This is a genomic window from Pseudonocardia autotrophica (genome assembly GCF_003945385.1).
Taxonomy (GTDB): Bacteria; Actinomycetota; Actinomycetes; order Mycobacteriales; family Pseudonocardiaceae; genus Pseudonocardia; species Pseudonocardia autotrophica.
On sequence record NZ_AP018920.1, the window covers coordinates 874,685 to 897,938 of the forward strand.

20 protein-coding genes are annotated in these 23,254 nt (G+C 73.3%); 14 read left to right on the plus strand and 6 right to left on the minus strand.

Annotated features, from left to right (window positions below; all coding sequences use genetic code 11):
- Window positions 1-3 precede the first annotated feature (3 nt).
- The 4 genes from Pdca_RS04300 to Pdca_RS04320 all read right to left on the minus strand — a co-directional run bounded on the left by Pdca_RS04300 (window position 4) and on the right by Pdca_RS04320 (window position 3,477).
- Entirely contained in the window at window positions 4-498 is a 495-nt protein-coding gene (locus Pdca_RS04300) for a hypothetical protein (RefSeq protein ID WP_085915224.1), read from the minus strand.
- A 344-nt stretch (window positions 499-842) separates the two neighbouring features.
- The gene (locus tag Pdca_RS04310; protein ID WP_232021621.1) at window positions 843-2,222 is read right to left on the minus strand and encodes a UDP-N-acetylmuramoyl-tripeptide--D-alanyl-D-alanine ligase; all 1,380 of its coding nucleotides are present in this window, start codon (window positions 2,220-2,222) and stop codon (window positions 843-845) included.
- 89 nt (window positions 2,223-2,311) lie between these two features.
- Window positions 2,312-3,181: a DUF6671 family protein gene (locus tag Pdca_RS04315; RefSeq protein ID WP_073577559.1), complete on the minus strand. Its 870-nt coding sequence runs from the start codon at window positions 3,179-3,181 to the stop codon at window positions 2,312-2,314.
- Window positions 3,178-3,477 carry a helix-turn-helix transcriptional regulator gene (locus Pdca_RS04320; protein WP_073577775.1) on the minus strand — a complete coding sequence of 100 codons (300 nt, stop codon included), beginning with the start codon at window positions 3,475-3,477 and terminating at the stop codon, window positions 3,178-3,180. Before Pdca_RS04320 ends, Pdca_RS04315 begins: the two co-directional genes overlap by 4 nt.
- A gap of 230 nt (window positions 3,478-3,707) precedes the next feature.
- On the opposite strand from Pdca_RS04320, the gene Pdca_RS04325 reads away from it, so the two are divergent.
- The 3 genes from Pdca_RS04325 (at window position 3,708) to Pdca_RS04335 (ending at window position 8,646) form a co-directional block, all read left to right on the plus strand.
- Window positions 3,708-5,285 carry a proton-conducting transporter transmembrane domain-containing protein gene (locus Pdca_RS04325; RefSeq protein ID WP_073577560.1) on the plus strand — a complete coding sequence of 526 codons (1,578 nt, stop codon included), beginning with the start codon at window positions 3,708-3,710 and terminating at the stop codon, window positions 5,283-5,285.
- Window positions 5,286-5,388: 103 nt separating this feature from the next.
- Window positions 5,389-8,016 (plus strand): DUF2309 domain-containing protein, encoded by a 2,628-nt coding sequence (locus tag Pdca_RS04330; RefSeq protein WP_073577561.1) that lies wholly within the window; start codon window positions 5,389-5,391, stop codon window positions 8,014-8,016.
- Window positions 8,017-8,112: 96 nt separating this feature from the next.
- Window positions 8,113-8,646, plus strand: coding sequence for a hypothetical protein (locus tag Pdca_RS04335; protein WP_073577562.1), 534 nt, complete (start codon window positions 8,113-8,115; stop codon window positions 8,644-8,646).
- Between the two features lie 242 nt (window positions 8,647-8,888).
- Here the strand turns inward: Pdca_RS04335 and Pdca_RS04340 are convergent, their stop codons facing one another.
- Both Pdca_RS04340 and Pdca_RS04345 read right to left on the minus strand, forming a co-directional pair.
- Window positions 8,889-9,350, minus strand: coding sequence for an NUDIX domain-containing protein (locus Pdca_RS04340; RefSeq protein ID WP_073577563.1), 462 nt, complete (start codon window positions 9,348-9,350; stop codon window positions 8,889-8,891).
- A gap of 488 nt (window positions 9,351-9,838) precedes the next feature.
- Entirely contained in the window at window positions 9,839-11,047 is a 1,209-nt protein-coding gene (locus Pdca_RS04345; protein WP_232021410.1) for a helix-turn-helix domain-containing protein, read from the minus strand.
- A gap of 145 nt (window positions 11,048-11,192) precedes the next feature.
- Between Pdca_RS04345 and Pdca_RS04350 the strand changes: the two genes are divergently transcribed.
- The 11 genes from Pdca_RS04350 (at window position 11,193) to mobF (ending at window position 22,797) form a co-directional block, all read left to right on the plus strand.
- The gene (locus Pdca_RS04350; protein ID WP_073577564.1) at window positions 11,193-11,465 is read left to right on the plus strand and encodes a helix-turn-helix domain-containing protein; all 273 of its coding nucleotides are present in this window, start codon (window positions 11,193-11,195) and stop codon (window positions 11,463-11,465) included.
- Complete coding sequence (locus Pdca_RS04355) at window positions 11,465-11,695, plus strand: hypothetical protein (protein ID WP_073577777.1); 231 nt, start codon at window positions 11,465-11,467, stop codon at window positions 11,693-11,695. Before Pdca_RS04350 ends, Pdca_RS04355 begins: the two co-directional genes overlap by 1 nt.
- Window positions 11,696-11,988: 293 nt before the next feature.
- Window positions 11,989-12,291 carry a hypothetical protein gene (locus tag Pdca_RS04360; RefSeq protein WP_073577565.1) on the plus strand — a complete coding sequence of 101 codons (303 nt, stop codon included), beginning with the start codon at window positions 11,989-11,991 and terminating at the stop codon, window positions 12,289-12,291.
- Window positions 12,288-12,671, plus strand: coding sequence for a hypothetical protein (locus Pdca_RS04365; RefSeq protein ID WP_125911257.1), 384 nt, complete (start codon window positions 12,288-12,290; stop codon window positions 12,669-12,671). Before Pdca_RS04360 ends, Pdca_RS04365 begins: the two co-directional genes overlap by 4 nt.
- On the plus strand, window positions 12,668-13,246 hold the full coding sequence (locus Pdca_RS37935) for a WhiB family transcriptional regulator (protein WP_249044941.1): 579 nt from the start codon (window positions 12,668-12,670) through the stop codon (window positions 13,244-13,246). Before Pdca_RS04365 ends, Pdca_RS37935 begins: the two co-directional genes overlap by 4 nt.
- Entirely contained in the window at window positions 13,246-13,785 is a 540-nt protein-coding gene (locus tag Pdca_RS04375; RefSeq protein WP_073577567.1) for a hypothetical protein, read from the plus strand. The genes Pdca_RS37935 and Pdca_RS04375 overlap by 1 nt, the downstream gene beginning before the upstream one ends.
- The gene (locus Pdca_RS04380) at window positions 13,785-15,707 is read left to right on the plus strand and encodes a type IV secretory system conjugative DNA transfer family protein (RefSeq protein WP_073577568.1); all 1,923 of its coding nucleotides are present in this window, start codon (window positions 13,785-13,787) and stop codon (window positions 15,705-15,707) included. The genes Pdca_RS04375 and Pdca_RS04380 overlap by 1 nt, the downstream gene beginning before the upstream one ends.
- Window positions 15,704-16,579 carry a hypothetical protein gene (locus Pdca_RS04385; RefSeq protein WP_073577569.1) on the plus strand — a complete coding sequence of 292 codons (876 nt, stop codon included), beginning with the start codon at window positions 15,704-15,706 and terminating at the stop codon, window positions 16,577-16,579. Before Pdca_RS04380 ends, Pdca_RS04385 begins: the two co-directional genes overlap by 4 nt.
- A complete protein-coding gene (locus Pdca_RS04390) occupies window positions 16,579-17,241 on the plus strand; it encodes a hypothetical protein (RefSeq protein WP_073577779.1) in 663 nt (220 codons plus the stop codon). The genes Pdca_RS04385 and Pdca_RS04390 overlap by 1 nt, the downstream gene beginning before the upstream one ends.
- Window positions 17,238-18,134 (plus strand): hypothetical protein, encoded by an 897-nt coding sequence (locus Pdca_RS04395; protein ID WP_125911258.1) that lies wholly within the window; start codon window positions 17,238-17,240, stop codon window positions 18,132-18,134. The genes Pdca_RS04390 and Pdca_RS04395 overlap by 4 nt, the downstream gene beginning before the upstream one ends.
- A 253-nt stretch (window positions 18,135-18,387) precedes the next feature.
- On the plus strand, window positions 18,388-22,797 hold the full coding sequence (mobF, locus tag Pdca_RS04400; RefSeq protein ID WP_073577571.1) for a MobF family relaxase: 4,410 nt from the start codon (window positions 18,388-18,390) through the stop codon (window positions 22,795-22,797).
- Window positions 22,798-23,254 lie beyond the last annotated feature (457 nt).

The window sequence follows — 23,254 nt, forward strand, 5'->3', positions numbered from 1 at the left end:
CGATCATCGCTCGCACATCAGTCGTTGTCGGCGTCTTCGAAGATCAGGAAGAGCAATGCTCGAGACCAGCTCCCGGCACTTCTGTAGACGAGCGTAGAAGCGCTCCAGCAGCTCGGCGTCGAGCTTGCCGGCCTGGAGGATCCCGAAGGTCGGCAGCACGTAGAGGCGAATCAGGTCGTCGTACCGCTCGCGGGTCGTGGTCTGGAGGTCCGCGACCTCCAGCCACTGCGCGACGGACTGGCCGACGGTGATCGACGACTTGGGTTGCTTGTTCTCGTCGACCTGGCGCTGGAGCTTGGTGAGCAGCTTCGTCGCCTCGGCGTGCGTACGCGCCGTCTCTCGGATCCGTCGCTCGCGGCCGGACTGCGGGTTCAGGCCGGCGAACACGACGGCGCGGAAGGAGCCGCTCGGCAGCTCCTCGATGTGGCCGGGTGACCTGCGCTTTCGCGGGGGCATGCAGCGGAACGCCGAGCGGATTCGTTCCACGATCCGTTCCACGGCGTGGATCCGTCCGCACCTGTGAACAGCGTTTCCGCTGGTCAGGTGGTGGTGCCCCCGGCAGGATTCGAACCTGCGACACCCGCTTTAGGAGGCCGGGCCGGTGTGTGATCCGCACCGGCCCCGGCGGTACTACCGGGGCCTGAGGTTCTCGGGTGCTGTCCATGGTGGTCTCGGATGCCTTGTGGTTCGTCCCACGAGCGGCCCCACACAGGGCTGTGCTGACCCCGGGACAGGAGTGGTCAGCGCCTCTCTCCGTCCATTGCTCACCGGACCCGGCCCGCGGGGGCCGAGAGCGTCGATCGGTGATCGAATCCGTCGAGCGGGCCGTAGTGCGATGCAGCTCAGCGGCCGCCGAGCGCGGCGACGAGCTGTTCGAGACGGGCTGTTCGGGACGCCTTGATCAGGACGAGATCATGGGCACGAAGGATCGGCTCGAGCACGGCGCGGGCGGCCTCGGCGTCGGGAACGGAGATGACGTCGAGGGAGCGGCACCCGGTGCCGGCCGCGTCGGCGATCAGGGGCGCGGTCTGGGTGCCGACGGTGACCAGGACGTCGAGTCCGGCTCGCGCGGCGGCCAGCCCGAGCCGGTGGTGGGCGTGGGCGGCGTGACTGCCCAGGTCGGCCATCTCACCGAGGACGGCGATCCGCCGGCGGGCGGACATGCTGCTCAGGGTGGTCAGGGCGGCGGTCATGGAGTCTGGGTTGGCGTTGTAGGCGTCGTGGAGGAGCGTGACTCCGTCTCCGCGCACGATGGTCTGCATGCGTCCACCACCAGGGGGTTCGGCGGCACTCAGGGCGCGGGCGATGGTGTCGTGGTCGAGGCCGAGTCCGTGGGCGAGTGCGGCGACCGCGAGGGCGTTGCCGACCTGATGGCGGCCGGTCAGACGGAGCGCGACGGGTGCGGAGCCGTCGGGGGTGTGCACGGTGAAGCACGGCCGGCCCTGTGGTGTGACGTGCACGTCCTGTGCGTAGACGCAGTCCGGGCGGGGGCGCCCGCTCCACCATCCGATGCGGGCGGGGGTGAGAGGGGCCATCGCGGCGACCAGCGGGTCGTCGGCGTTGAGCACGGCCAGCCCGCCGTCGTCGGCGCGGGGGAGTCCGGTGACGAGTTCGCTCTTGGCCTGCGCGATCCCGGCCTGCCCGTCGGGGTACTGGCCGAGATGGGCAGTGCCGACGTTGAGCACGACTCCGGCATGGGGTGTAACCAGGTCGCACAGGTGACTGAGGTCGCCGCGGCCCCGGGCGCCCATCTCCAGGACGAGGTAGCGCGTGTCGGGGGTGGCCCGCAGGACGGTGAGCGGGAAGCCGAGCTCGTTGTTGAGGGATCGGTCGGTGGCGGTGACAGGGCCGCGGTGTGTCAGGACCTGGGCGGCGAGGTCCTTCGTCGTGGTCTTGCCGTTTGAGCCAGTGATCCCGATGACGGTTGCCTGTAGGCGTTCTGAGACGTGGCGGGCCAGGTGTCCGAGCGCGCGGGTGACGTCAGCGACCTGGACGGCCGGGGGAGGTACCGGACGTCCGGCGAGGACCAGCGCGGCCCCCGCGGCGAGGGCCGCGTGAGCGTGGTCGTGTCCGTCGGTGCGCCGACCGGGCAGCGCGGCGAAGGTCCCGCCGGGGTGGACGCGGCGGGAATCGATGCTCGCCGGGGCGGTCACCGTCGTCGACGGTTCGGTTCCCGGGACGAGACGGCCGTCGGTGGCGGCGGCGATCGTGGCGGCGGTCATGGGGATCACGGAGGTGACTCTCCTTCGGACGTGCGGCGGCCCGTCCGCAGGAGGCTGACGGGTCGGCGCCGCGGGCGTCGTTCACGGGGTCAGGGGTTGCAGCACTCGCAGAACGTGGGATCGGCGCCGCGACGGCCGTCCTGGCGGGGGTGGCGGCTGCGACGCGAGCAGCGGGCGCACCCGTGGATCGTCGCGAGGGTGAGCCAGGTCGGCTCGCCACAGGTGTCGCAGGGCAGACCGGGTTCGTGACCCACCGGGCCGTATCCGGGGGCGCCGCAGGCCGGGCACAGCGTGGCCAGGCGTGACGCGAGTCGATCTGCGAGCAGGCCGATCTCCCGCATGCGGGTGGGGTTGACGTGCGCGCGCATGTCGGTTTCCACCCGCGCCAGGCCGTCGTCGGAGTGTGCGGCGCACCGGCCGATCGCCACGCACAGGCCGGCGCGGGTACGGACGCCCTTGTGGAGGGGGATCGCGCCCGTTTCGGGAGAGCTGTGGGGGCGGACGACGACCGCGTGGTCTCCGAAACCGATGCGGGTCAGGTAGGCGTCGGTCTCCTCGTCGATGCGGGTGGTCGTGGTGTGGCCGAAGTTCGTCGGCGTCGTTCGGCTCTCGAGGATGTGCATGTCCCGCACCGTGTCGAGGAAGGCGAGGATCTCCTGGCCGGCGCCCAACATCGGCGCGGACGGGTGCGGGCCGTAGGAGCCTTCGCTCGCCACGGCAAGGCCGAGGCCGGTCGACTCGATCGCCAGGCGCGCCTTGCGGACCGCGGTCTCTGCCGCCGTACCGGTGCGGGGGGTCTCCCCGGTGAAGGTGCCGAGCTGGTCGGTGTCGACGTCGTGGGCGAGCACGAGACGCATGCCCAGGGTTCGCGCCAAGGCGGGCCCGAGGGCCCGCTGCTTGCCATGCCGCGTGGCCAGTGCGATCCGTGCGCCCGCGTAGGGGTGCACGGCGAGGGTCATGCGACGTCGCCGGACCGGGCGTCGATGCCGGTGAGCAGGGTGACGAGCTGCCCGATGGCGGTGTCGCGGTCCATGGGGTGCCGGAGCGGCACGTCGGGGTGCAGCCGGTAGTGGTTGCCGCGTCCCTGTCGGGTCCGTTCCAGGTATCCCGCCTCGACCAGATCGGCCACGATGCGCTGCGCCGCCCGCTCGGTGATGCCCACCATGTCGGCCACGTCGCGCAGTCGCGCCTCCGGATCCCGCACCACGCACAGCAGTACGTGGGCGTGGTTTGTCAGAAACGTCCACCCCTGCATGGCGTCCACTGTACCGACCCCGAGGTAACGCTTGTCACGCTTCCTAATACGCGTCATCTGTGTCGTACTAATCATGTCGCGTATTAGAACACGTGTAAACGACAGCGTGCTTGGGAGGTGGGTGTCATGGGCGACGACGAGATGGCGGACCTGTGCGGGACCGTGCCGGGGGCGCCCGGTCGGGTTGCTGACGCCGAGACGGCGCGCACGGATCGGGAAGGTGCGCGGGGATGACGGGGATGATGCTGCTCGCCGTCGTGGCCGTACCCGCCGCCGCGGCCGCGGCCGGGTCGATCCGGTGGCTGCGGGGTCGGGCACCCGTGCTGGGTGCCGCAGCGGCGCTGGTGGCCACCGCATTGGCGGGAGTGCTGGCCGTGACGGTGATGGTCGGCGGGCCGGTCGACATGGTGCTGGCCGATCCCGACGGGCAGGCACGGGCCGGGCTGGTCGTCGACCACGTCGGCGCGGTCGTGCTGTTGCTGGTGTGCACGGTCAGCGCCGTGGTCCAGGCCTTCGCCCGCCGCTACCTGCACGGTGACCCGGCTGCGGCCCGCTTCGCCGTCGCGGCGGGGGCACTGACCGCCGCGACCGCGGCGATGGTGACCGCGGCGACCCTGGTCACCCTCGCGGTGGCGTGGACGCTGAGCGGGGTGGTCCTGTGTCGGCTGGTGGGCATGTACCGCCCGGCACCCTCGGCCGTCGAGGCCACCCGCCGCACCGCACGCGCGTTCCTCGTGGGTGACGTCGCGCTGTGGCTCGGGGTCGGTCTCGCGGTCGCGTCGTGGGGGGATCTCGACCTGCGCCACCAGGACGATGGCGCCCTCGGCGGCGTGGTGGGCACGGTGGTGGCCTGTTCGCTGGTGATCGCCGCGGCCGTGCGGTGCGCGCAGATGCCCTGGCACCGCTGGCTGCCCGCGACCCTGGCGGCACCGACCCCGGTGTCGGCGATGCTGCACGCCGGTGTGGTCAACGCCGGCGGGGTGCTGCTGGTGAAGCTCTCGCCGATCGTCGGTGCGTCGCCGGTCGCGACGCACCTGGCGTTCGCCTTCGGAGCCGTCAGCGTCGTGGCCGCCACCACGATCATGCTCGCCCGCCCCGACATCAAGGGTGCGCTGGTGCACTCCACGATCGGCCAGATGGGGTTCATGCTCGTCACCTGCGGGCTCGGCCTCTACGCGGCGACGGTGGTGCACCTGGTGGCACACGGCCTGTTCAAGGCGGCGCTGTTCCTCGGTTCGGGGACCGCGGTGCAGCGCCATGTGACCCACACCCTGGCTCCACCCGCGCCTCGGCTGACTCGTGCGCGGACGGTGCAGGTCGCAGTGGTCGCCGGGGCCGTCGCCGTCGCGGCGGTGGGGGTCGCGGCCTGGTTGCTCCCGCTGCATGCCGGCAGCGCGGCGTTGCTGGTCTTCGCCGCAGTCACCGCCGCGCGGCTGGCGTGGGGCTGGCTGCGTCGTCACCCGACCCCCGGTGCTCTGGTCGCGGCCATGATCGTGGTGCCGGGTGCGGCCGTGGCATACCTGGCCGTGGTGGACGCGGTCACCGTGGTCCTCGGGCCGAGCCTGCCCGCGATGGAGCCCGCCGCGGTGTCGGCCTGGGCCCTGATGGCCGTGCTCGCCGTGCTGGTGACGGCGGCGCTGCTGTTCCACCTGGCGCCCGCGATCGGTCTCGGCCCCTGGCGCGACCGCCTGTACGTGGCGGCGCTGTCCGCCGGCCAACAGCGCACGCCGACCACCGCCCCGACGCACCTGCCGCGGCCGGTACCGGGCCCACGACCAGCGCCTCGGCCGGAAGGGGCGCGGGCATGACCCGCGGTTCACCGGCCGCTGGGCGCAGACGGCGCCTCCGGTTCCCCACGCCCGCACAGATCGCCGACGGTCCCGTCGTGCTCGCTCAGAAGGGTTCCCAGCCATGACCACCAGCCCCGCCACCGATCTGGACCTCGATGCGGTGACCGACGTCGTCACGCGGGCGGAAGCAGTGCGTGCCGAGATCGCCGACGCGGCCGCGTTCCTGGCCTCGACCTGGCCATTGGCCGACTTCATCGCCGTCAACCCGTTGTTCGGCCTGCTGGACCGCCCGTTCAGCGAGGCGGCCACTCACGCCGGAGACCTGCTGGGGGCGCGAGCCACCCCGGACGAGACCTGGCTGCGGGCCGCGTGGCAGCGCGGCCGGATCACCGACGACGACCTGCGCGCTGCGCTGACCCGCCGCCACCCCGCAGTGCTGCGGCGGAGCCCGCTCGCCCTCGGCGACCGTGTCCACGATCCGGTCGACCTGCTGCTGGCCGACCTGCAGCGGGGCATCGCCTGCCCCCCGCCGCACCGTCGGGCACGCACCGCCGCAGAGGCACTGGCCCCCGACCTCGCCGGTCTGCTCGACACCCACACGATCCAGTGGTGCTCGGCCTTCCTGGACGAGGGCCAGGCCACCTGGCGGATGCCGGGCCGGGATCGCGGCTTCTACCCCGCGTGGCGAGCGCTGGCCGCCCACGACACGACGCTGCCCCGGCCGGTGCGGGAGCGGCTGCGGCACCTGCCCGAGCGCGCCGAGGACGCGGTCCTGGAGGCGCTGGCCGCGCTCGGTGTCCCGGACGACCGGAGGACCCACTACCTGCAGGCCCACCTGACCCGCCTTCCCGGCTTCGCCGCCCACGTCCGGTGGCGCGGGGAGCAGGCGGATGAGGGCATCGACCTCGTCGACTACCTCGCGCTGCGGTTGGGCGCCGAAGCCGCGGTGCTCGCCGGCACCCATTCCCACGGCACCGCTTGGGCCCTGGCCCGCACCGACCTGTCCGAGGTCGGGCAGGCCACCGTCGATCCGCTCGGCCGGGCCCAGCACCTGCTGTCGGCGCTGGAGATCACGGGTACCCACGCCGCCCAGCGCACCGCGCTGGCGGAGCTCCTCGATGAGTTGCCGGTGCACCAGCGGGCACTCGTCTGGCTGGATGCCTACGAGGAGCACTACCGCAGCCGGCTGCTGCGCCTCCTCGACCGCCCCCTGCCCGAGCAGCCCGACGCCCGGCCGCAGGCGCAGGTGGTGTGCTGCATCGACCCTCGTTCCGAAGGGCTGCGCCGGCACCTGGAGACCCTCGGGAACTACCGGACCCTGGGCTTCGCCGGGTTCTTCGCCGTCGCCATGCGGTACCGCGACCTCGCCGGGGGCACCGCGCGGGCCCAGTGCCCCGGCCCGATCGCTCCCCGGCACACCGTCACCGAGCTTCCCTCTCCCGGCCGGCAGCGGGCGGCCGAGCGGTCACTGGCCGGGCGGCGGGTGCTCGCCGCGGCCGAGAACTCCCTGCACGCCGCCAAGGACGACCTGGTGGCGCCGTTCGTGCTCGCCGAAGCCGCCGGGTGGCTGGCCGGGCCACTTGCCGCGGCCAAGACCTTCGCCCCCGGCGCCGCCGGTGCCGCTCGCTCGTGGTGGGCCCGCCGCATCGCTCCCGCCCCGCAGACCGAGATCTCGGTCGCCGACGACCTCACCGTCGCCGAACGGGCCGCGACCGCCGAGACGATGCTGACGTTGATGGGCCTGACCGGCGGCTTCGCGCGGCTGGTGGTGCTCTGCGGGCACGGTGCGCACACCGACAACAACCCGTACCAGGCGGCACTGGACTGCGGCGCCTGCGGCGGCCACCCCGGAGGCCCCAACGCCCGCACCGCCGCGGCTCTGCTGAACGATCCGCAGGTCCGCCTGCACCTGGCCGACCACGGCATCTCCGTCCCCGGTGACACCTGGTTCGTCGCGGCCGAGCACGACACCACCACCGACACCGTCCGCCTGCTCGACACCCACCTCCTGCCCGACACCCACCGCCCCGACGTCGACGCGCTCACCGCCGACCTCCGCACGGCCGGTGCCCGGCTGGCCGCGGAACGGTGCGCCGTCCTGCCGGGAGCCCCGGTGCGTGCCCAGCCCCGGCGCGCGGCGCGCCACACCCGTGCCAGGGCCCGGGACTGGGCCCAGGTCTTCCCGGAATGGGGGCTCGCCGACAACGCGGCCTTCCTGATCGCGCCCCGCGCCCGCACCCGCGGCGTCGATCTGCGGAGCCGGGTGTTCCTCCACGACTACGACGCCGACCTCGACCCGACCGGCTCCGTCCTGGAGACCATCCTCACCGCGCCGCTGGTCGTCGCGCACTGGATCAACAGCCAGTACTACTTCGCCGCCGTCGACCAGGACGCCTTCGGCGCGGGCAGCAAGGCCCAGCACAACGTCGTCGGCGGTGGCCTGGGGGTGATGTCCGGTCCCACCAGCGACCTCCGGACCGGCTTGCCCTGGCAGTCCCTCACCGACGGACACCACATCCGGCACGAGCCACAACGTCTGCTCGCCCTCGTACAGGCGCCGCTGTCCAGGCTTGACACCCTCATCGCCCGCCACGCAGTGCTGCACCACATGTTCGGCAACGACTGGGTCGGCCTCGCTGCCCAGGAACATGCCGGCGGGACGTGGCACCGCTACAGCCCCACCGGGTGGCAGCTGTGGCAGCCCGGAGCCGACGCCTCCGCAGCGACGACCCACGCGGCGCACCTCTAGCCGCCCGGCCTCCCCCGGGCCGCGCCGTCCGCGGACGGCGCGGCCCGCCCCGGGGCCACGAGTGACAGAACAGTACGAAGGAAGAGAGGTACCCAAATGGCCGCGCTTCTCCTGATCCCGAGCGTGGACTACGCGGAGGTCGCCGTGGAACAGGCGAGTGAGTACCTGGCCCACCAGCGACGCTACGTCGGTGACCCGGCTCGGAACGCCCCCCTGCTCGGCATCTGGGTCCGCCGCGGCCTCGACGCCGGCCTGCCCACGCTGTTCCCGGGCGGCGGCCACGAGACCGACACCGTCCTGGGCCCCTCGGGAGGGCCTCCACCAGTGGTACCGATGGGGATCCGCACATCGGCGGCGGTGTCGGGGCTGTGGTCACTGTGCTGGCTCGACGGCCCTGCCCTGCGCGATGCCCATGACGCCCATCGGCGACGGCGCCGGATCCTCGATCTGCTCGTGCAACCGGCTCATCTCGCGGACAGAGCGTCGGGCAGGTTCTTCCCGGTCTTCGCGCACACCGACTGCCAGGAGACGATCGAAGCCCAGCTGACCGAACTCGGCGGCCGCTATCCGCACCTGATCGCGCCCCAGTGGTACATCGACGACTCAGAGCAGGGCATCTGTACGCGATGAGACAAGCGCGCCGGTATTCACGCGGCGCTCGCAATAGCTCTGGAGGCATCCCTGACGACGACGGCGGCGACGAACAGCGCGACTGAGATGCCGGCGGCACCTGGTCCGGTGCCGCGGGACACGACGTGGGATCTCGGCTTCCGACCGGTGTCTGAACAGCGTTTCCGCTGGTCACGGTGTAGTGCCCCCGGCAGGATTCGAACCTGCGGCACCCGCTTTAGAAGACCGGGACGGTGTGCGGTCTAGTAAGCGCTGTTCAGGGCCCCGCCGTGTTCCAAGTAGCGGGGTCCGCCCTCGGCAGTGGAGCGCAGACGACGGGCAAGCCGCGGGATGACGTAAGAGTCAAGATCGCCGAGAGCAACCCACGCCCACCTGTCGAGTTCGTCTTCCGCGAGCTGGATCCGCTTGGTGTCCTCGCCGATCTGGCCGCAGTCGAAGATGAAGAGGAGCTTGTCGCCCTCCTTCTCACTCGGTGCCCAGTCGACGGAGAGCAGCGCCGCGGGGTTCCGGTCCAGCCCAAGTTCCTCGGCGATCTCTCGGCGGCAGGCGGCGGCCGGCGACTCGCCGCGCTCGACGTACCCACCGGGGATGTCCCAGGTGTCCTTATAGGTGGGGTGTACGAGCAGGATCCGGCTGCTGTTGTCGAGGAAGAGGGCGCCTGCGGCGACGCGGGGGGTAGCGAACGTTTCGCTCGGGTCAGACACCGTGCGAGCTTACGACTGCTGCTGTCTGGGTGCTGCTGGCCTGGGACCTGCTCTCGCGGTCGTTCGCGAGCGTGCAAGGCGGGAAGCGCGAGAAGGTAGGGCTGGCCCCCAACTGCGCTGGCAGGGGACAGCCGTGTGGTCGTGTGGTCAGTGGGTGGTGCCGCTCGCACCCTCCCAGCGGTGAGCTGGGCGGTGGCCCGAGGGCGGCGGCGCGACGTGTGAGCGCGTACTCGGTAGGTCTTTCCGGCGGTCGTCAGAGAGCTGGTTGAAGAAGAACTCGGTGTCGGCGACGTAGCTGGAAAGCACCTTGCTGACCGTGATGTTCCTCCGGTCGGGACAGAACCGCGAGGTTAACGATCCAGGGGTGCGGACCGGCGCTGTAGCCGCCGGCATCACATGTCGGCCGCGGCGGATCCGATGTGGACGACCGCGGCGCCGGGTTTGGGTCGGTCGCGCAGCGCTCGTCCCAGTGACCTTCGTTGGGTCGATCAGACGAGGCGGAGCCGGCCCGCCAGATCGTCGAGTGCGGTATCCCGATGCCCTCGATTGGTCTTCACCCATCCGAGGACGAGCTGACGGCTGCGGGCATGGTGTCGGATCTGCTCCGGAGCGATCCGCTCGGCCTGGAGCAGCACCGAGAGAGCGTCGTCGCGGCGGTTTCTCGCCGCGTAGGCCCGGGCCGTCTCAATGGCGTGCCGCACCTGACGCTCAGCAGGAAGGCCCGAGGCGTCGATCGTGGGCGCGAGGTCGACCGCCACCTGGACGTCGCCGAGCTCAAGCGCCGTCGTCATGCGGTGGAGAGCGACGTTCGTTGGTCCGAACGCCGTCCACATCGCGTTGGTGTCGTGCCCGACTCGGTGCGCGCTGTCCTCAGCTTCGCGGAGGAAGGCGTTCACCGAGGCTCGATCGTCGGCCCGAGCCGCAGCGACGGCCCCGGTCAGGAACAGCGTGCCGTAGACCGAGAGGAAGGACTCGTCGGTCCGGCTACTCAGATGCGTTTCGAGGACGCCCGCCGCGGTCCGCACGAGGTCGACGCCCGCCGCGAACCTCCCGATCGAGTGCAGGGCGTAGGCGACGGACCGGAATAGCGAGCCGAGTACAACCGGGCTCTCCGACTCCTGTGCTGCAGCCAGACCGCGCTCGGACGCGATCCACGCCAGGTCGGTCTCTCCCAGCTTCGTCAGGACCGACACCGCGACCTGATAGGTGAGCGCCAGCAGAGCGAGCGCCCTCCGACGGTCCGCCTGCTCCGCGTTGCGTACAGCGGTCAGCGCGTCGCTGAGGACCAGGGGAGTCCGGCCGGTGACGTAGCCGTAGCGGCTCGCCTGGTACGCGTCAAAGATCGCCGAGACGTCCGCCTCCAGCGAGTTGAGGTCGGCTGCCTCGCCCGGAGCTGCCGGGCCCGCGAGTAGCGGAGTGATCTGCCGGTAGTCCATGAGGGCGGAGCGGAGCGCGGGGACGGTCTGAACCCCGCTGTCCGCCGTCCACTCGAGGAGGGTCGGCTCACCGACCAGATCCCCGATCGCGACGTCGAGAGCTTCGGCGATCCGCCGGATGACCGACAGCCGATCGAGGTCGATCCGCCCGTTCTCGACCTTGCTGAGCCAGTCCTCGGTCCGACCGATGAGACCGGCGAGCACAAGCTGCGAGAGCCCACGCCGCCGCCGGTAGAAGGCGATCCGCTCGCCGATGGCCATCGCCGTCGTCATTCCGCGCATGGCAACCACCCTCCCCGACTTGGCCGGAAGTACCCCGGAATTTCCTTCCGGGTTCTACGTCAGAACAGGACTCAGGCTATCTCCACTGCCCAACAGGGAGCAGTAGTTCGAGAGGAGAAGCCCAGTGAACAGTCCGTCTACCAGGGAGGGTGTCGACACCGCCGCGGCGGTCGGCCCGACCTTCTACAGCGTTCCCGACGCCGCGAAGTTGATCGGAACCTCGCCCGTCACGCTGTACCGCGCAATTCGCGATGGTGAATTCCCCGCGCTCCGAGTCCGCGGCCGACTGATCATCCCGGCACGGGTTCTCGACGAGATGGTGAGCGCCGCCGTCAGCCAGCAGGCCGTTGTCGATGTCGCCGCGTGGGTCCCCGCGACCCGGGGGAGCGCGTCCTGATGGGCAGCGTCGGTGTGCTCATCCTCGGTGCGGTACTCGGGGCGTTCATCTGCGCGAAGGCGCGGGTCGCGATCGGCGCGGTCGCCTTCTCGCTGATCGCGCTGGCGCTGTTCATCGCCACGCCCGTCGGTGCCGGGCTGCCGGAGGCGATCAGCACGTTCATCTCGGCGTTCGACCGGGCGGCGACACCTGCGCTGAACAGCGCCGGGACCACCGGGGCGGGGTCGTGACCGCGGCCGCCGGTCCCGGAGCGGGAGACCTCGCCCTCACGGCCGGGCGGGCCGAGACCACTGGTGGACCCGCCTGCGGCGGGGCGGAGGGCCGTCCGGCCCGAGTTTGGCCCGGCCTCACTCAGATTCAAGGGCGCTCCGCTGGCGCTACGCGTCGCTGCGCGACCGACCTTCGGCCGGCCCTTGAGTCCGAGCCTCGGAGGCCGTGCGCGCCTGACGGCGCGGTGGCGGACGGGACGCCGCCACCGGGAGGCCGGACCGGCCGACCCTCCTCACCACTTCTGGAGGCCAGCATGACCGCGATCTTCCTGCCCGGCCCGCCCATCGTGGACCTGGGCGACGACCCCGTCGACCTGGTCGACGTGACCGACCTGGTGTGCCCGGGCTGCGCCGGCCCCGTCGTCGACGCCCCGCCCTCGGGGTGGCCCGCCCGCGCCGGCCGCTGCCCGGACTTCTCCCACCTCGACGGGTCGGTGCTGTGCCCGGACGCGCTCGGGCGGGTCCCGGAGCCGGTCGAGGCGGCGTCGTTGCGCTACGGCCTCACCGACGCCAGGGCGACCGCGGCCCTGGACGAGGCGCGTGGGTGGTCGGCGTGACCGGGCGTCCGTCGCCGGAGTGGACGGCGCCGGAGCGGGTCGCGCGACCCGAGGACCTGGACCCGCGGTTGCTGCGCCTGACCGGTCGCACGGGCCGGCTGCAGGTGGTGGTCGAGCACTACGTGCCGGGTGCGGGCCGGTGCCCGGCGTGCGGGTGGCCGGTGCTGCGCCGCCAGGAGTGCCCGTCGCGGCAGATCGCGGTGTGCCTGCTCGACGGCCGGCCCCGGCCGGTCCGGCTCGCGCACCTGGCCGAGGTGATCCCCGGCGCCCGCACCGGCCGCGACACCGCGGCCGAACGGGACGAGCAGCGCCGGATCGAGGACGGGCTGCTGGGGCTGTTCACGGCCCCAGCCCGAGCCCCGGAGCGGGGACAGCCGTGAACGAGCAGCAGCAGACGCAGGAGATGGGACGGCCCGGCGACGGGATCTTGGCGGAACACGACCGCCGGGCCGCTCTCACCAACCAACACATGGAGGTAGGAGAGGTGTTCACCGTAGACCCGGTCCCCGCACGGGGCGAGGAGCTGGACTGGCCGGCCCGCGCGGCCTGCCGGGACGTCGAGCCCGATCTGTTCTTCCCGACTCCGACCCACGGTGCCGCTCTGGCGGCGGCGGAGCGGCGGGCGCTCGCTGTGTGCCGGGTGTGCCCGGTCTTGGCCGCATGCCGGGCGTGGGCCAACGTCGAGCAGCCGCACGGGATCGCCGGTGGGCTGACCGAGGACGAGCGCCGCCGCGCCCGCCGGGCGACGCCCCGCCGACCCGGTCGAGCCGAGCGCTCCGCTGTGGTGCCCGGCCCGTCGCCGCGTGCCGACCGGGCCCCGGTCATCGCCGCGGGCCACACGGCGCTCACCGCCGGGGCCGACCGCGGCGACATCGCCCGCACGCTGGGCGTGACCCGCCGGACCGTGGACCGCTGGGCCGCCGCCCTTGCGATCCCCGCCGGGGGTGGTCGGTGATGAGCGAGACGTTCGGGGTTACCGAGTCCGGGCAGGCCGCCGGTCGGATCCGGGAGCTGGTCCGCCGGATCGCGGTCGAGGTGCTCGGCACGACCGAGTCCGAGGTCCCGATCCCCGGGTTCACGATCTTCCCCGACCGCAGGCTCGACGACCCGCTGGCCGGGGTCCGGGCCGCGCTGCTTACCCGCACGGTGGCCGAGGCCCAGCTCTACGACTACGCCCGCTCCGCGCGGGCGGCCGGGCGGTCGTGGGATGAGATCGGCGCGGTCCTGGGCCTGCCGACCGGTGGGGTGCCGGTGGGGGAGGCGGCGTTCGACTGGCTGGTGTGCGGCCGCGTCCCGGACCCCGAGCGCGAGGGGATCCGGTCGTGGCGGACGCCGTCGGCGTACTGGCGCTGCACCACGTGCGGCGAACAGGTGACCGACGACGGCCCGTTCGAGTCCCACCCGACCGACAACGAGACCGGCCACGCCGACACCTGCACCCGCCACCGGGCGGACGTCGCGGCGTGGGTCGAGCGGACGGGGGTGGAGGACTGATGAGCATCCTGTTCAGTTCCACCGCTCTGGTCTTGGCCGCGTTCGCCGGAGGCGCGCTGCTGGCCTGGTCGCGCGGTGCCCGCGGTCTGGCCGCCGGCCTCGCCGCGGTCGCACTGCTCCCGGCAGCGACGATGGTCACCGCTCTGTCCTGGCCTGCCCTCGTCGCCGTGGCCGCGCTGGCCCTGGCGATCGTGTGGCACCGCTGGACCCGCTCCTCCGCCACCGTCTCCCGCTGGGCGTCCCGGTCCCGCCGCAAGGTCGGAGTGGCCTCGTCGCTGGACATCCTCCGCCACGCAGGGACCCTCGCTGTCCGCCGCCGTACCGGCACCGTCCGGCCCTCGCTGGCCGAGCTGCCCCGAATGCAGCGGTGGCGGCTCGCGACCACCGAGGCCGCGGTCGAGCTGTGCCGCACCGGGGCGCTGCGGGTGTGGGCGTTGGTCGAGGACGTAGTGATCGTCGTCGGCGGTCCCCGGACCGGGAAGACGGGCTGGCTGGCCGGGCGCGTCCTCGACGCCCCCGGCGCCGCCTTGGTCACCTCGACCCGCACGGACTTGCTGGATCTGTGCGCGCCGCTGCGCCGCCAGTCCCGGGGTGAGGTGTTCGTGTTCAACCCCGCCGGGCTCGGCGACCGCACGAGCACGATCACGTTCGACCCGCTCACCGGCTGCACCGACCCCGTAACGGCCACGGAGCGGGCGACGGACATGCTCGCCGCCGTCGCCTCCGGTGGTGGTGGGGATCGGGAGTTCTGGGACGGTCAGGCCCGCCGCGTCCTCGCAGCCCTGCTGCACGCCGCCGCACTCGGCGACCGTCGGATGGCCGACGTCCTCGGGTGGGTCGCCGACCCCGACGCCGCCGGCCGCGAGGTCCCCGCCCTGCTGCGCCGCTCCGGGGTGACCGCGTTCGAGCAGGACGCGATGCAGTTCGTCACCACCAACGAACGCACCCGTAGCTCGATCACTTCCAGCGTGATGCCCGCCCTGGGCTGGCTGACCCATCCGGCCGCTGCGGCGGCGGCCGAGCCGGGCGCGGGGTTCGACGTCGCCCGCCTCCTGGAGGAGCGGGCGACGGTGTTCCTGCTCGGCGCCGAGGAGGCCCAGACCGCACCCCTGGTCTGCGCCCTCACCGGCCACATCGCCCGCGAAGCCCGACGGCTGGCGGCCGGGCAGCCGAAGGGCCGGCTCGACCCGCCGCTCGGACTGTTCCTCGACGAGGCCGCCCTGATCAGCCCCGTCCCGCTGGAGTCCTGGACCGCCGACATGGGCGGGCGTGGGGTGACGATCCTGTGCGCGTTCCAGTCCCGCGCCCAGCTCCTCGCCCGCTGGGGCGAGCACAAGGCCGCCACGATCCTCAACAACACCGCCGCCGTCATGATCTTCGGCGGGACGCGGGACAAGGCGGACCTGGAGTTCTGGTCCACCCTCGCCGGAGAGCGCGACGAGCGCGTCTCCACCACGGACGAGCACGGCCGGGTCGCCTCCCGCAGCGTGCGGAAGGTACCGGTGCTCGCCCCGGCCCAGATCGCGAACCTGCCTGCCGGGCGGGTGGTGGTGATCCGGCGGGGGATCGCCCCGGTCATCGGCCGGGTCCGGATGGCGTGGAAGCGCCTGGACGTCCGTCGTCGGGCGCGGCTGATGCGCCGCGTCGAGGCCGAGTCCCGCCGCCATCGCCGCAACGAGGCGATCCGGGTGTGGGCCGACGCCCAGCTCGAACGCGCTCTGGTGGTGCTCGCCGCGCACTGGCCGCAGCGATTCCGAGAGACGTTGGAGCGGGTGCGGTCGTCGAACCGGATGTTCGCCGAGCTGCGTGCGATCCGCCGCGGCAACGACGTCGACCAGGTCGCCGAGGAGGTCGTGCTGCACGAACCGTCTCCGAGCGACGGCCCCGACGGCCCGACCGGTGACGGGCGGTGGCAGCGATGAACGACCGCTACGAGCTGTGGACCCCGGCCCAGGCCGTCGACCGCCTCGCCGCCGAGCTGCCCGGGGGCCGGGCGGACGCCGAGCAGGTCGTCGCCTCCTACCTGCGCGACGCCACCGGTGCCCACGGGCGGCCGTCGTCGGGGTGGCACCTCGACGAGTTCGATCTCGACGACGCCCGCGCCCGCTTCGGCTGGGTCGACTTCACCGGTGGGGAGACCGTCGCCGCCGCCCGCACCCGCGCCGGCGCCGCTGCGATCGCGGCGCTGCGCGAGGCGCGTGGGACGTCGGCGATCACCGAGCGGGACCGGCTGGCCGGGCTGCACTCGGACGCGGAGATGTGGGGCTACCGCGCTCACCGGGTCGGCCTGGACGAGCTGACCAACCGGACCGCGTGTGATCCGCAGCCCCGGTTGGTGATCGTCGCCCGGGAGCGGTCGCACCGCGAGGCCACGGCTGCGCACGACGCCCGTGTCTTGGCCGCCGAAGCGACGGCCGAGGCCGCCGCGCTCGACCACCGCACCGACCAGCGCCCCAACCACGGTCCCGACACCACCGAGCACCAGGACGACGAGGAGGACCGCGTGAACACCCCCGACGACGGCCACCCGCGCGAGGATGTGTGCACCGACGAGCGCAGTGACCGGGGCCGGGTGCTCGACGAGGGCCCGGGGGCGTTCGCGGGCGGGCTGTGGCTCACCCCCGACCACGCGGCCGAGGGCGGGGTCTGGCCGCTGACCGAGGCCGAGATGAACCGGGTCTGCGAGCTGGTCCGCCAGACCCAGGCCGACGCCGTCGAGTTGGCAGGGTCCGAGGAGCGGCCCGCGGGGCGGGCCCCCGCGGCGGACGTAGACGGGGCGGGGTGGGAGCGGTGATGCCCCCACCCCCGCAGACCCCCGAGGGCTCGGCGAGTGAGGTCGTCGTGGCCGGTCTGGCCCGCGAGGTCGACTCACTCCGCCGCCGGGTCGACGGCCTGGACCCGCTCACCGCCCGAGTGGACCGGCTCGACGAGATGGCCGCCCGGACCGCAGACACGTTGAAGACCGTGATTGGCAGGAAGACGAAGCCGCCGGCGCCGTCGTGGCTGCTCGCCCCCACCGACCCCGGCGAGGTTGCCGGGCTGGTCGACGAGCTGACCGCGTGGCTCGGCGTGGTGTTCCTGCGCTACCCCGACGGCGCCTCGGTGCTGCCCGAGTGCTGGCTCTGGCACCCGGACGTGGTCGAGGAACTGCTGTGGCTGATGCACGCCTGGCTCGCCGCCTACCAGGGCCCCGACGCCTCGGTCGCCGCGGCCGGGGACTGGCACGACCGCCAGCGCCCCGGCGTGACCGCCCGGATCCGCAAGAGCGCGGGGTCGTGCTCGATCGAGGCCCACCAGACCCGCCCCGGCTGGTCGGCCCCCGGTGGAGCGCCGGTCCCGGTGCCCGGGCTGGAGCACGCAACCGCGATCACCGGCTGGTGGGCGCAGCACCGCGACCAAGCCCCACCCGAGCCCGCTCGGGCCGTCGCGAGCCCGATCGGGGGTGCGCTCGGATGACCACCAGTAGTGGTGCGGGGCGGTGGGGTCAGGCGGCGGTGTGGCTTCCGGGCCTGGCCGTCGCGATCGGCGCCGCGGTCGCGACGGCGCACGGCCTGTTCGAGGTGGCGGTGGCTGCGCGGGTCCCGGTCGGGGTGGCGTGGATCTACCCGCTGATCACCGATGGCCTGGCGCTGGTCGCCTACACCGCGACCGCTCGGCTGCGGGGCGGCGCGGCCCGCTACGCCTGGTCGGTGGTGATCGTCGCCGCCGGGCTGTCGGGTCTGGCGCAGGCGATGTTCCTTGCGGGGCCCGCCCCGGCGCCCGGGGCGCCGCCGGTCGAGGCGGACGCGGTGCTGCGGTTCGGTGTCGGGGCGTGGCCCGCGATCGCCGCGGCCGTCGTCGCGCACCTGCTCTACCTCCTCGCCGACACCCGCTCCGCCGACGCGCCGGCCGCCGAGGCCGGCCGGGCGCAGACCGCGCCCGGCGAGGTGTCCGGAGCCCGTGTTCAGGCGACGATCACCGTCCCGCCGTCCGGTCCGGCACCGGTGGAACGTCCGGACACGGTGGGACGCGGGATAGGTGTCCCACCCGCGCTGGACGGGCCGGTGATCCCGGGCCCGCCGCGGCCGGTATCCCACCCGGCACCCCGTCCGGCGGTCCGGCGGGACCGGTCGACGACTGGTGGGACGGGCGGGTCGGGTGCGGGCGCGCAGGAGCGCGCCCGCACCACCGCCCTCACCCACCGCCAGCACAACGGCGCCCTCCCCACCGTCCGGGAGCTGGAAGACCTCGCCCAGGTCGGCCGGGGCACCGCCGCCCGAGCCCTCCAGCAGCTCCGCGACACCCCGCAGCAGGCGCCGAGCGGCCTGCACCTCGTCCCCGACGAGCCCCAGAACAGGACCCAGCCATGAACCCGAGCAGCCTGACCAGCAGCGGCCACGCCGAGACGAGCAGTACCAGCAGCGAGAGCGAGCAGAAGACCAGAACCGAGAGCGACTACACCGATCAGACCAAGAACACCCCAAGATCAAGAGAGTCACACCGAGGCATCACGATCCGAGGGGGCGGGCCGGCCTCCGGCCGGCCACGCCGCACCCCCACCGCTTCCGACTGTCCGGCGGCCGTCGCCGACGGCTCTGCAGCCGTGTTCATGATCGTTCGGGGGTGGTCGGGGTGTTGAGGATCGCCACCGGCTACTCACCGGACTACCTGCTGAAGGAGGTCGCGACGGGGCGGGAGAACTACTACACCGGCGCCGTCGCCGAGGGCGAGCCCCCGGGCCGCTGGTGGGGTGCGGGGGCCGAGCAGCTCGGCCTCGCCGGCCTCGTCGACGCCCAGGACATGCGCGCCCTCTACGAGCGGTTCCTCGACCCCCGCGACGCCGGGTTCGGTGATCCGTCCCGGTGGGACAGCGTCCCAACGCTGGGACACACCGGACGCAAGTACCTGTCCGAGGACGACCTGTACGCGGCAGCGTTGGAACGGGAGCCGGATGCGGCGGCGGAACGCCGCGCCGAGCTCCGTACCGAGGCGGGTAAGGCGGCCCGGCACAACGTCGCCTTCCTCGACGCGACGTTCTCGGTGCAGAAGTCGGTGACGCTGCTGCACACCGCGTTCGAGGCCCGCGAGGTCGCCGCCCGCCAGGCCGGGGACGAGGCCACCGCGGCGGCGTGGGGCGAGTTCCGCCAGGCAGTCGAGGACGCGATCTGGGCGGGCAACAACGCCGCGCTGGCTTACCTGGAGGACAAGGCCGGGTACGCCCGGGTCGGGCACCACGGCGGAGCCGCGGGCCGTTGGGTCGATGCGCACGCGTTCACGGTCGCGTCGTTCTTCCAGCACGACTCCCGTGACCGGGACCCGCAGCTGCACATCCACAACGCGATCCTGAACCGGATCCAGGGCCCGGACGGGGTGTGGCGAACCCTGGACTCCCGCGCGATCCACCGCTGGCGCGCCGGGGCCGGGGCGGTGGGGGAGCGCACCACCGAAGAGCGGCTGGCCGCGACGATCGGGACGCTGGTCGCGACCCGCCGGGACGGGAAGTCCCGCGAGGTCGTCGGCGTGTCCGCGGAGGCGATGTCGCTGGTGTCGAACCGCCGTCACGCGGTGACGGCGAAGGCGGCGGAGCTGATCGAGGCGTTCGAGACCCGCTACGGCCGCGCCCCGAACGGGGTCGAGCGCGACCGGCTGGCCCAGCAGGCCACCCTCGCCACGCGGGCCGCGAAGTCGCACGACGGGGAGACCCGCGGGGACATGCTCGACCGGGTCGCCGCCCGGTTGCAGTCCGATATCGCTGGCGGGCTGGCCGGGATCGCCGACACCGCCCTGGCTGCCCGCCGAGACGGCGTGACCCCGCAGGCGTTCAACCCGCAGGCCGTGATCGAGATAGCCCTGGAGGATGTGGCGTCGCGCAAGTCGGGGTGGACCCGCTCGGATCTGGTGCGGGCGGTGAACGCGGCGTTGCCGGACTACCTCGGGGTCCCCGACGGCGGTGACGTCGCGGTGCTGCTCGATCAGATCACCGACCACGCTCTCGTCTACGCGATCGCGCTGGAGTCCGAACGACCCGGGTCCGGGCTGCTGCCCGACGAGCTGCGCGTGGCCAACGGCGAGTCCGCCTACATCGCCCCGGGCGGGCGGGTCTACTGCACCCCCGACCAGGTCCGCTCGGAGCGGATCCTGCTCGCCGCCACCAGCGCCCGCGACGGCGCCGCCCTGACCGGGGCGCAGGCGGAGCGGTTCCTGCGCACCCTGCGCAGCGAAGGCCTCGAACTGGGTGTCGACCAGGCCGCCGCGGTGCGCGGGATCCTCACCTCCGGCGCCCGGGTCGAGACCCTCGTCGGCCCCGCCGGGACCGGGAAGTCCTACGTCGTGGGAAACCTCGCCCGCGCCTGGACAGACCCTGACCTACGCCCGACCGGCGGGCCGGGCGGTGGTGCGGGGCGGGTGTTCGGGCTGGCGACCAGCCAACGCGCCACCGAGGTCCTCACCGCCGAGGGGCTGACGGCGTCGAACATCGCCCGCTGGCTCACCACCCAGGACCGCCTCGCCGCCGCCCCGGCCGAGCGCCGCACGGTCGACGGTGACGAAGCGTGGCGGCTACGAGAGGGGGACCTGCTGGTGATCGACGAGTCCGGAATGACCGACACCGCCGCACTCGCCGCCATCCACCAGCGGGCCGACGAGGCCGGGGCGAAGCTGCTGCTGGTCGGGGACCACCGCCAGCTCGCCGCGGTCGGCGCCGGCGGCGGCATGGACCTGCTCGCCACGGCCGGGTCCCGCTACGAACTCACCGACGCCCGCCGGTTCAGCTCCGAGTGGGAACGCGACGCGTCCCTGCGGCTGCGTGAGGGCGACCAAACCGTGCTCCGCGCCTACCACCAGCAGGGTCGCCTGCTGGACTCCGGCACCCGCGAAGACGCCGAGACCTCGGCGGCGCGGGGCTGGCTGGCCGACCACCTCGCGGGGCGGCGGTCGCTGCTGCTGGTCGACACCAACGAGCAGGCAGCCCGCCTCTCCAGCTCGATCCGCGCCGAGCTGATCCGCCTCGGGCGAGTCACGGAGGCAGGGGTTCGGCTCGGGTTCGACGGCACCACCGCCGGGGTCGGGGACCTGGTCGAGGCCCGCCACAACGCCCACCACCTGGCCGGGTTCGAGGGCAACCGCCGCGGCCCGCACAACCGCGACCTCTACCGAATCACCGCGGTCCGCGACGACGGCACCCTGGAGGTCACCACCGACACCCACGGCGGCGGCGTCGACTCTGCCCACGGTCCGACCGTCGGGGCCCGCTTCGTGCTGCCCGCGACCTACGTGAGCGAGCACCTGGCCCTCGGCTACGCCGGGACGACCCACGCCGGGCAGGGCGCCACCGTCGACACCACTCACACCGTCGTAACGCCCATGACCCGGGCGAACGCGCTCTACGTCGGGATGTCCCGCGGCCGCGTTCGCAACACCGCTCACGTCACCACGCGAGTCGCGCCGGAGGACCCGGCCGACGGCACCGCCGCCCGCCACGAGTTGCACCGCGACCCCGTCGCTGTCCTCGCCGGAATCCTCGACACCGCCGACCAGGCCATCGACCGGTCCGCGGTGGCGATCGCGACCGAGTCGGCCGAGGAGGCCGGGAGCGCGCGGACGGTGGTCGAGCTGCTCGCCGACGCCGCCCAGCTCGCCGCGACCGAGCGCACCGCCGCCTCACTGGACCGCCTCGTCCACGACGGCACGCTCACGACCGAGCAGCGGGCTCGGATCGCGGCCGAGGACGGCACCGCCGCCCTGACCCGGGTCCTGCGCCGCGCCGAGCTCGCCGGACTCGATCCGCACGCCGTGCTCGCCGAGGCCGTTGACCGCGGACCGCTCACCGGGGCGCGCAACGTCAGCAACGTCGTCTACTCCCGCATCCGCGACCAGCACCGCCTCGACCCACTCGGGGAACGCTGGACGGACTGGATCCCCCAGACCGACAACCTCCAGTGGAGCAGCTACCTTGACCGGCTCGCCGTCGCCGCCGACCAGCGTGCTGACGACCTCGGCGCCGCCGCGGCCGTCGAGCCGCCCGCGTGGGCGTTCCAGGCGTTCGGCGACGTCCCCACCGACCCGATGGCCCGGCAGCGGTGGTGCGACGACGTCGGACGGGTCGCCGCCTACCGCGAGGTCCGCGGCCACGACGACCCGACCGACGCACTCGGTCCGGCTCCGAAGCCCGGGCAGGTGGAGGAGTTCGCGGCCCACCGGGCGGCGTGGCGGGCTCTTGGGCGGCCCGAGATCGACCGCGAGCACCTGGAGCTATCCAACGGACAGCTCCGCATCCGAGTCCGCGCCTATGACCGCGAACTGGCGGCTGCGCCCCGCTACGTCGCGAACGAACTTGCAGGGACCCGGCAGGCGGCTGAGGCCCAGCGGCAGGACGCCGCGGTCACCCGAGCCGCCCTCGACACCACCCCCGACCCGACCGAGCGGAACCGGCTCGCCGAGCGCGCAGCCGGGGCCGAGGCGATGGCCGCGCTGCTGGAGCAGCGAGCCACCCAGCTCCAGGAGATCGACGACGCCCGCGGTGCCTGGCTCGCCCACACCGCACAGACCCGCGTGCAAGCTGAGTTGTCCAAGGCCGAGTTGTCCGCCCGCGACGCCGCCGACGACCCCGACGACCGAGTCACCGCAGCGGAGTGGAAGGCCGCCCACGACGCCGCCCTCTCCGAGGACGAGCAGTACCGGGAGATCACCGAGAACGACATCCACGACCAGGCCCCCGACGACCGCAACGCCTTCCTGGACGAGCAGCAGAACGCCGAGACGGCCGACAGCCGTCGCGACGACGTCCGCGAGATCGCCGACGCCCGCCCGGCCCCAGTGCTGGAAGACGCGGTGCGAGTGCCCGAGGCCGCCGAGACGACCGACTACCTCGACCACGCCGGCCGGATCCTCGACGAGATTCGCTACCGCGACACCGCCGAGGATGGCCAGGAGGAACGAGCCGGACTCGCTCGCTCGCATACCGAGCAGCACAGCGAGTTCGACGACGTCGCCGACGGGTTCGACGAGCGGGAGCTGCCCGACAGCCGGTGGTGACGGATGGTCGGTGGCGGGAGCTATCCCGCCACCGACCATCCCTCGACGTCAATCGGCGGCGTTCCCTCACCGCGCCAGGCCCACCGCAGCGTCGCTCGCGCGCCCTCAGCCCAACCGGGCTCCCGCTCCGCCCGACGAGGATGCAGCTCCTCGAACCGCTCCGCGGCGAGGTACTCGGCCTCGATCAGCTCCTCGTACGCCGACGCCCGCGTGCGGGAGACCGGCGCCTCCGCGGGGTGCGGCCGGCCCCACGGCGGTCGATAGATCGCGCACGCCAACCACATGCACGTCGCGACCACCGCCGCGGCGTACCAGTCGAGAACACCCCGCTTGGACTGCTCGAACGACCGCCGCTCCGCGGCTGCCCAGACAGCCGCGAGATCCCCTGGTGGGACCCGAAGGTTTCCCGCCGGGATCCGCGCTACCTGCTCAGCAGTCGCCACCATACAACTCAGGG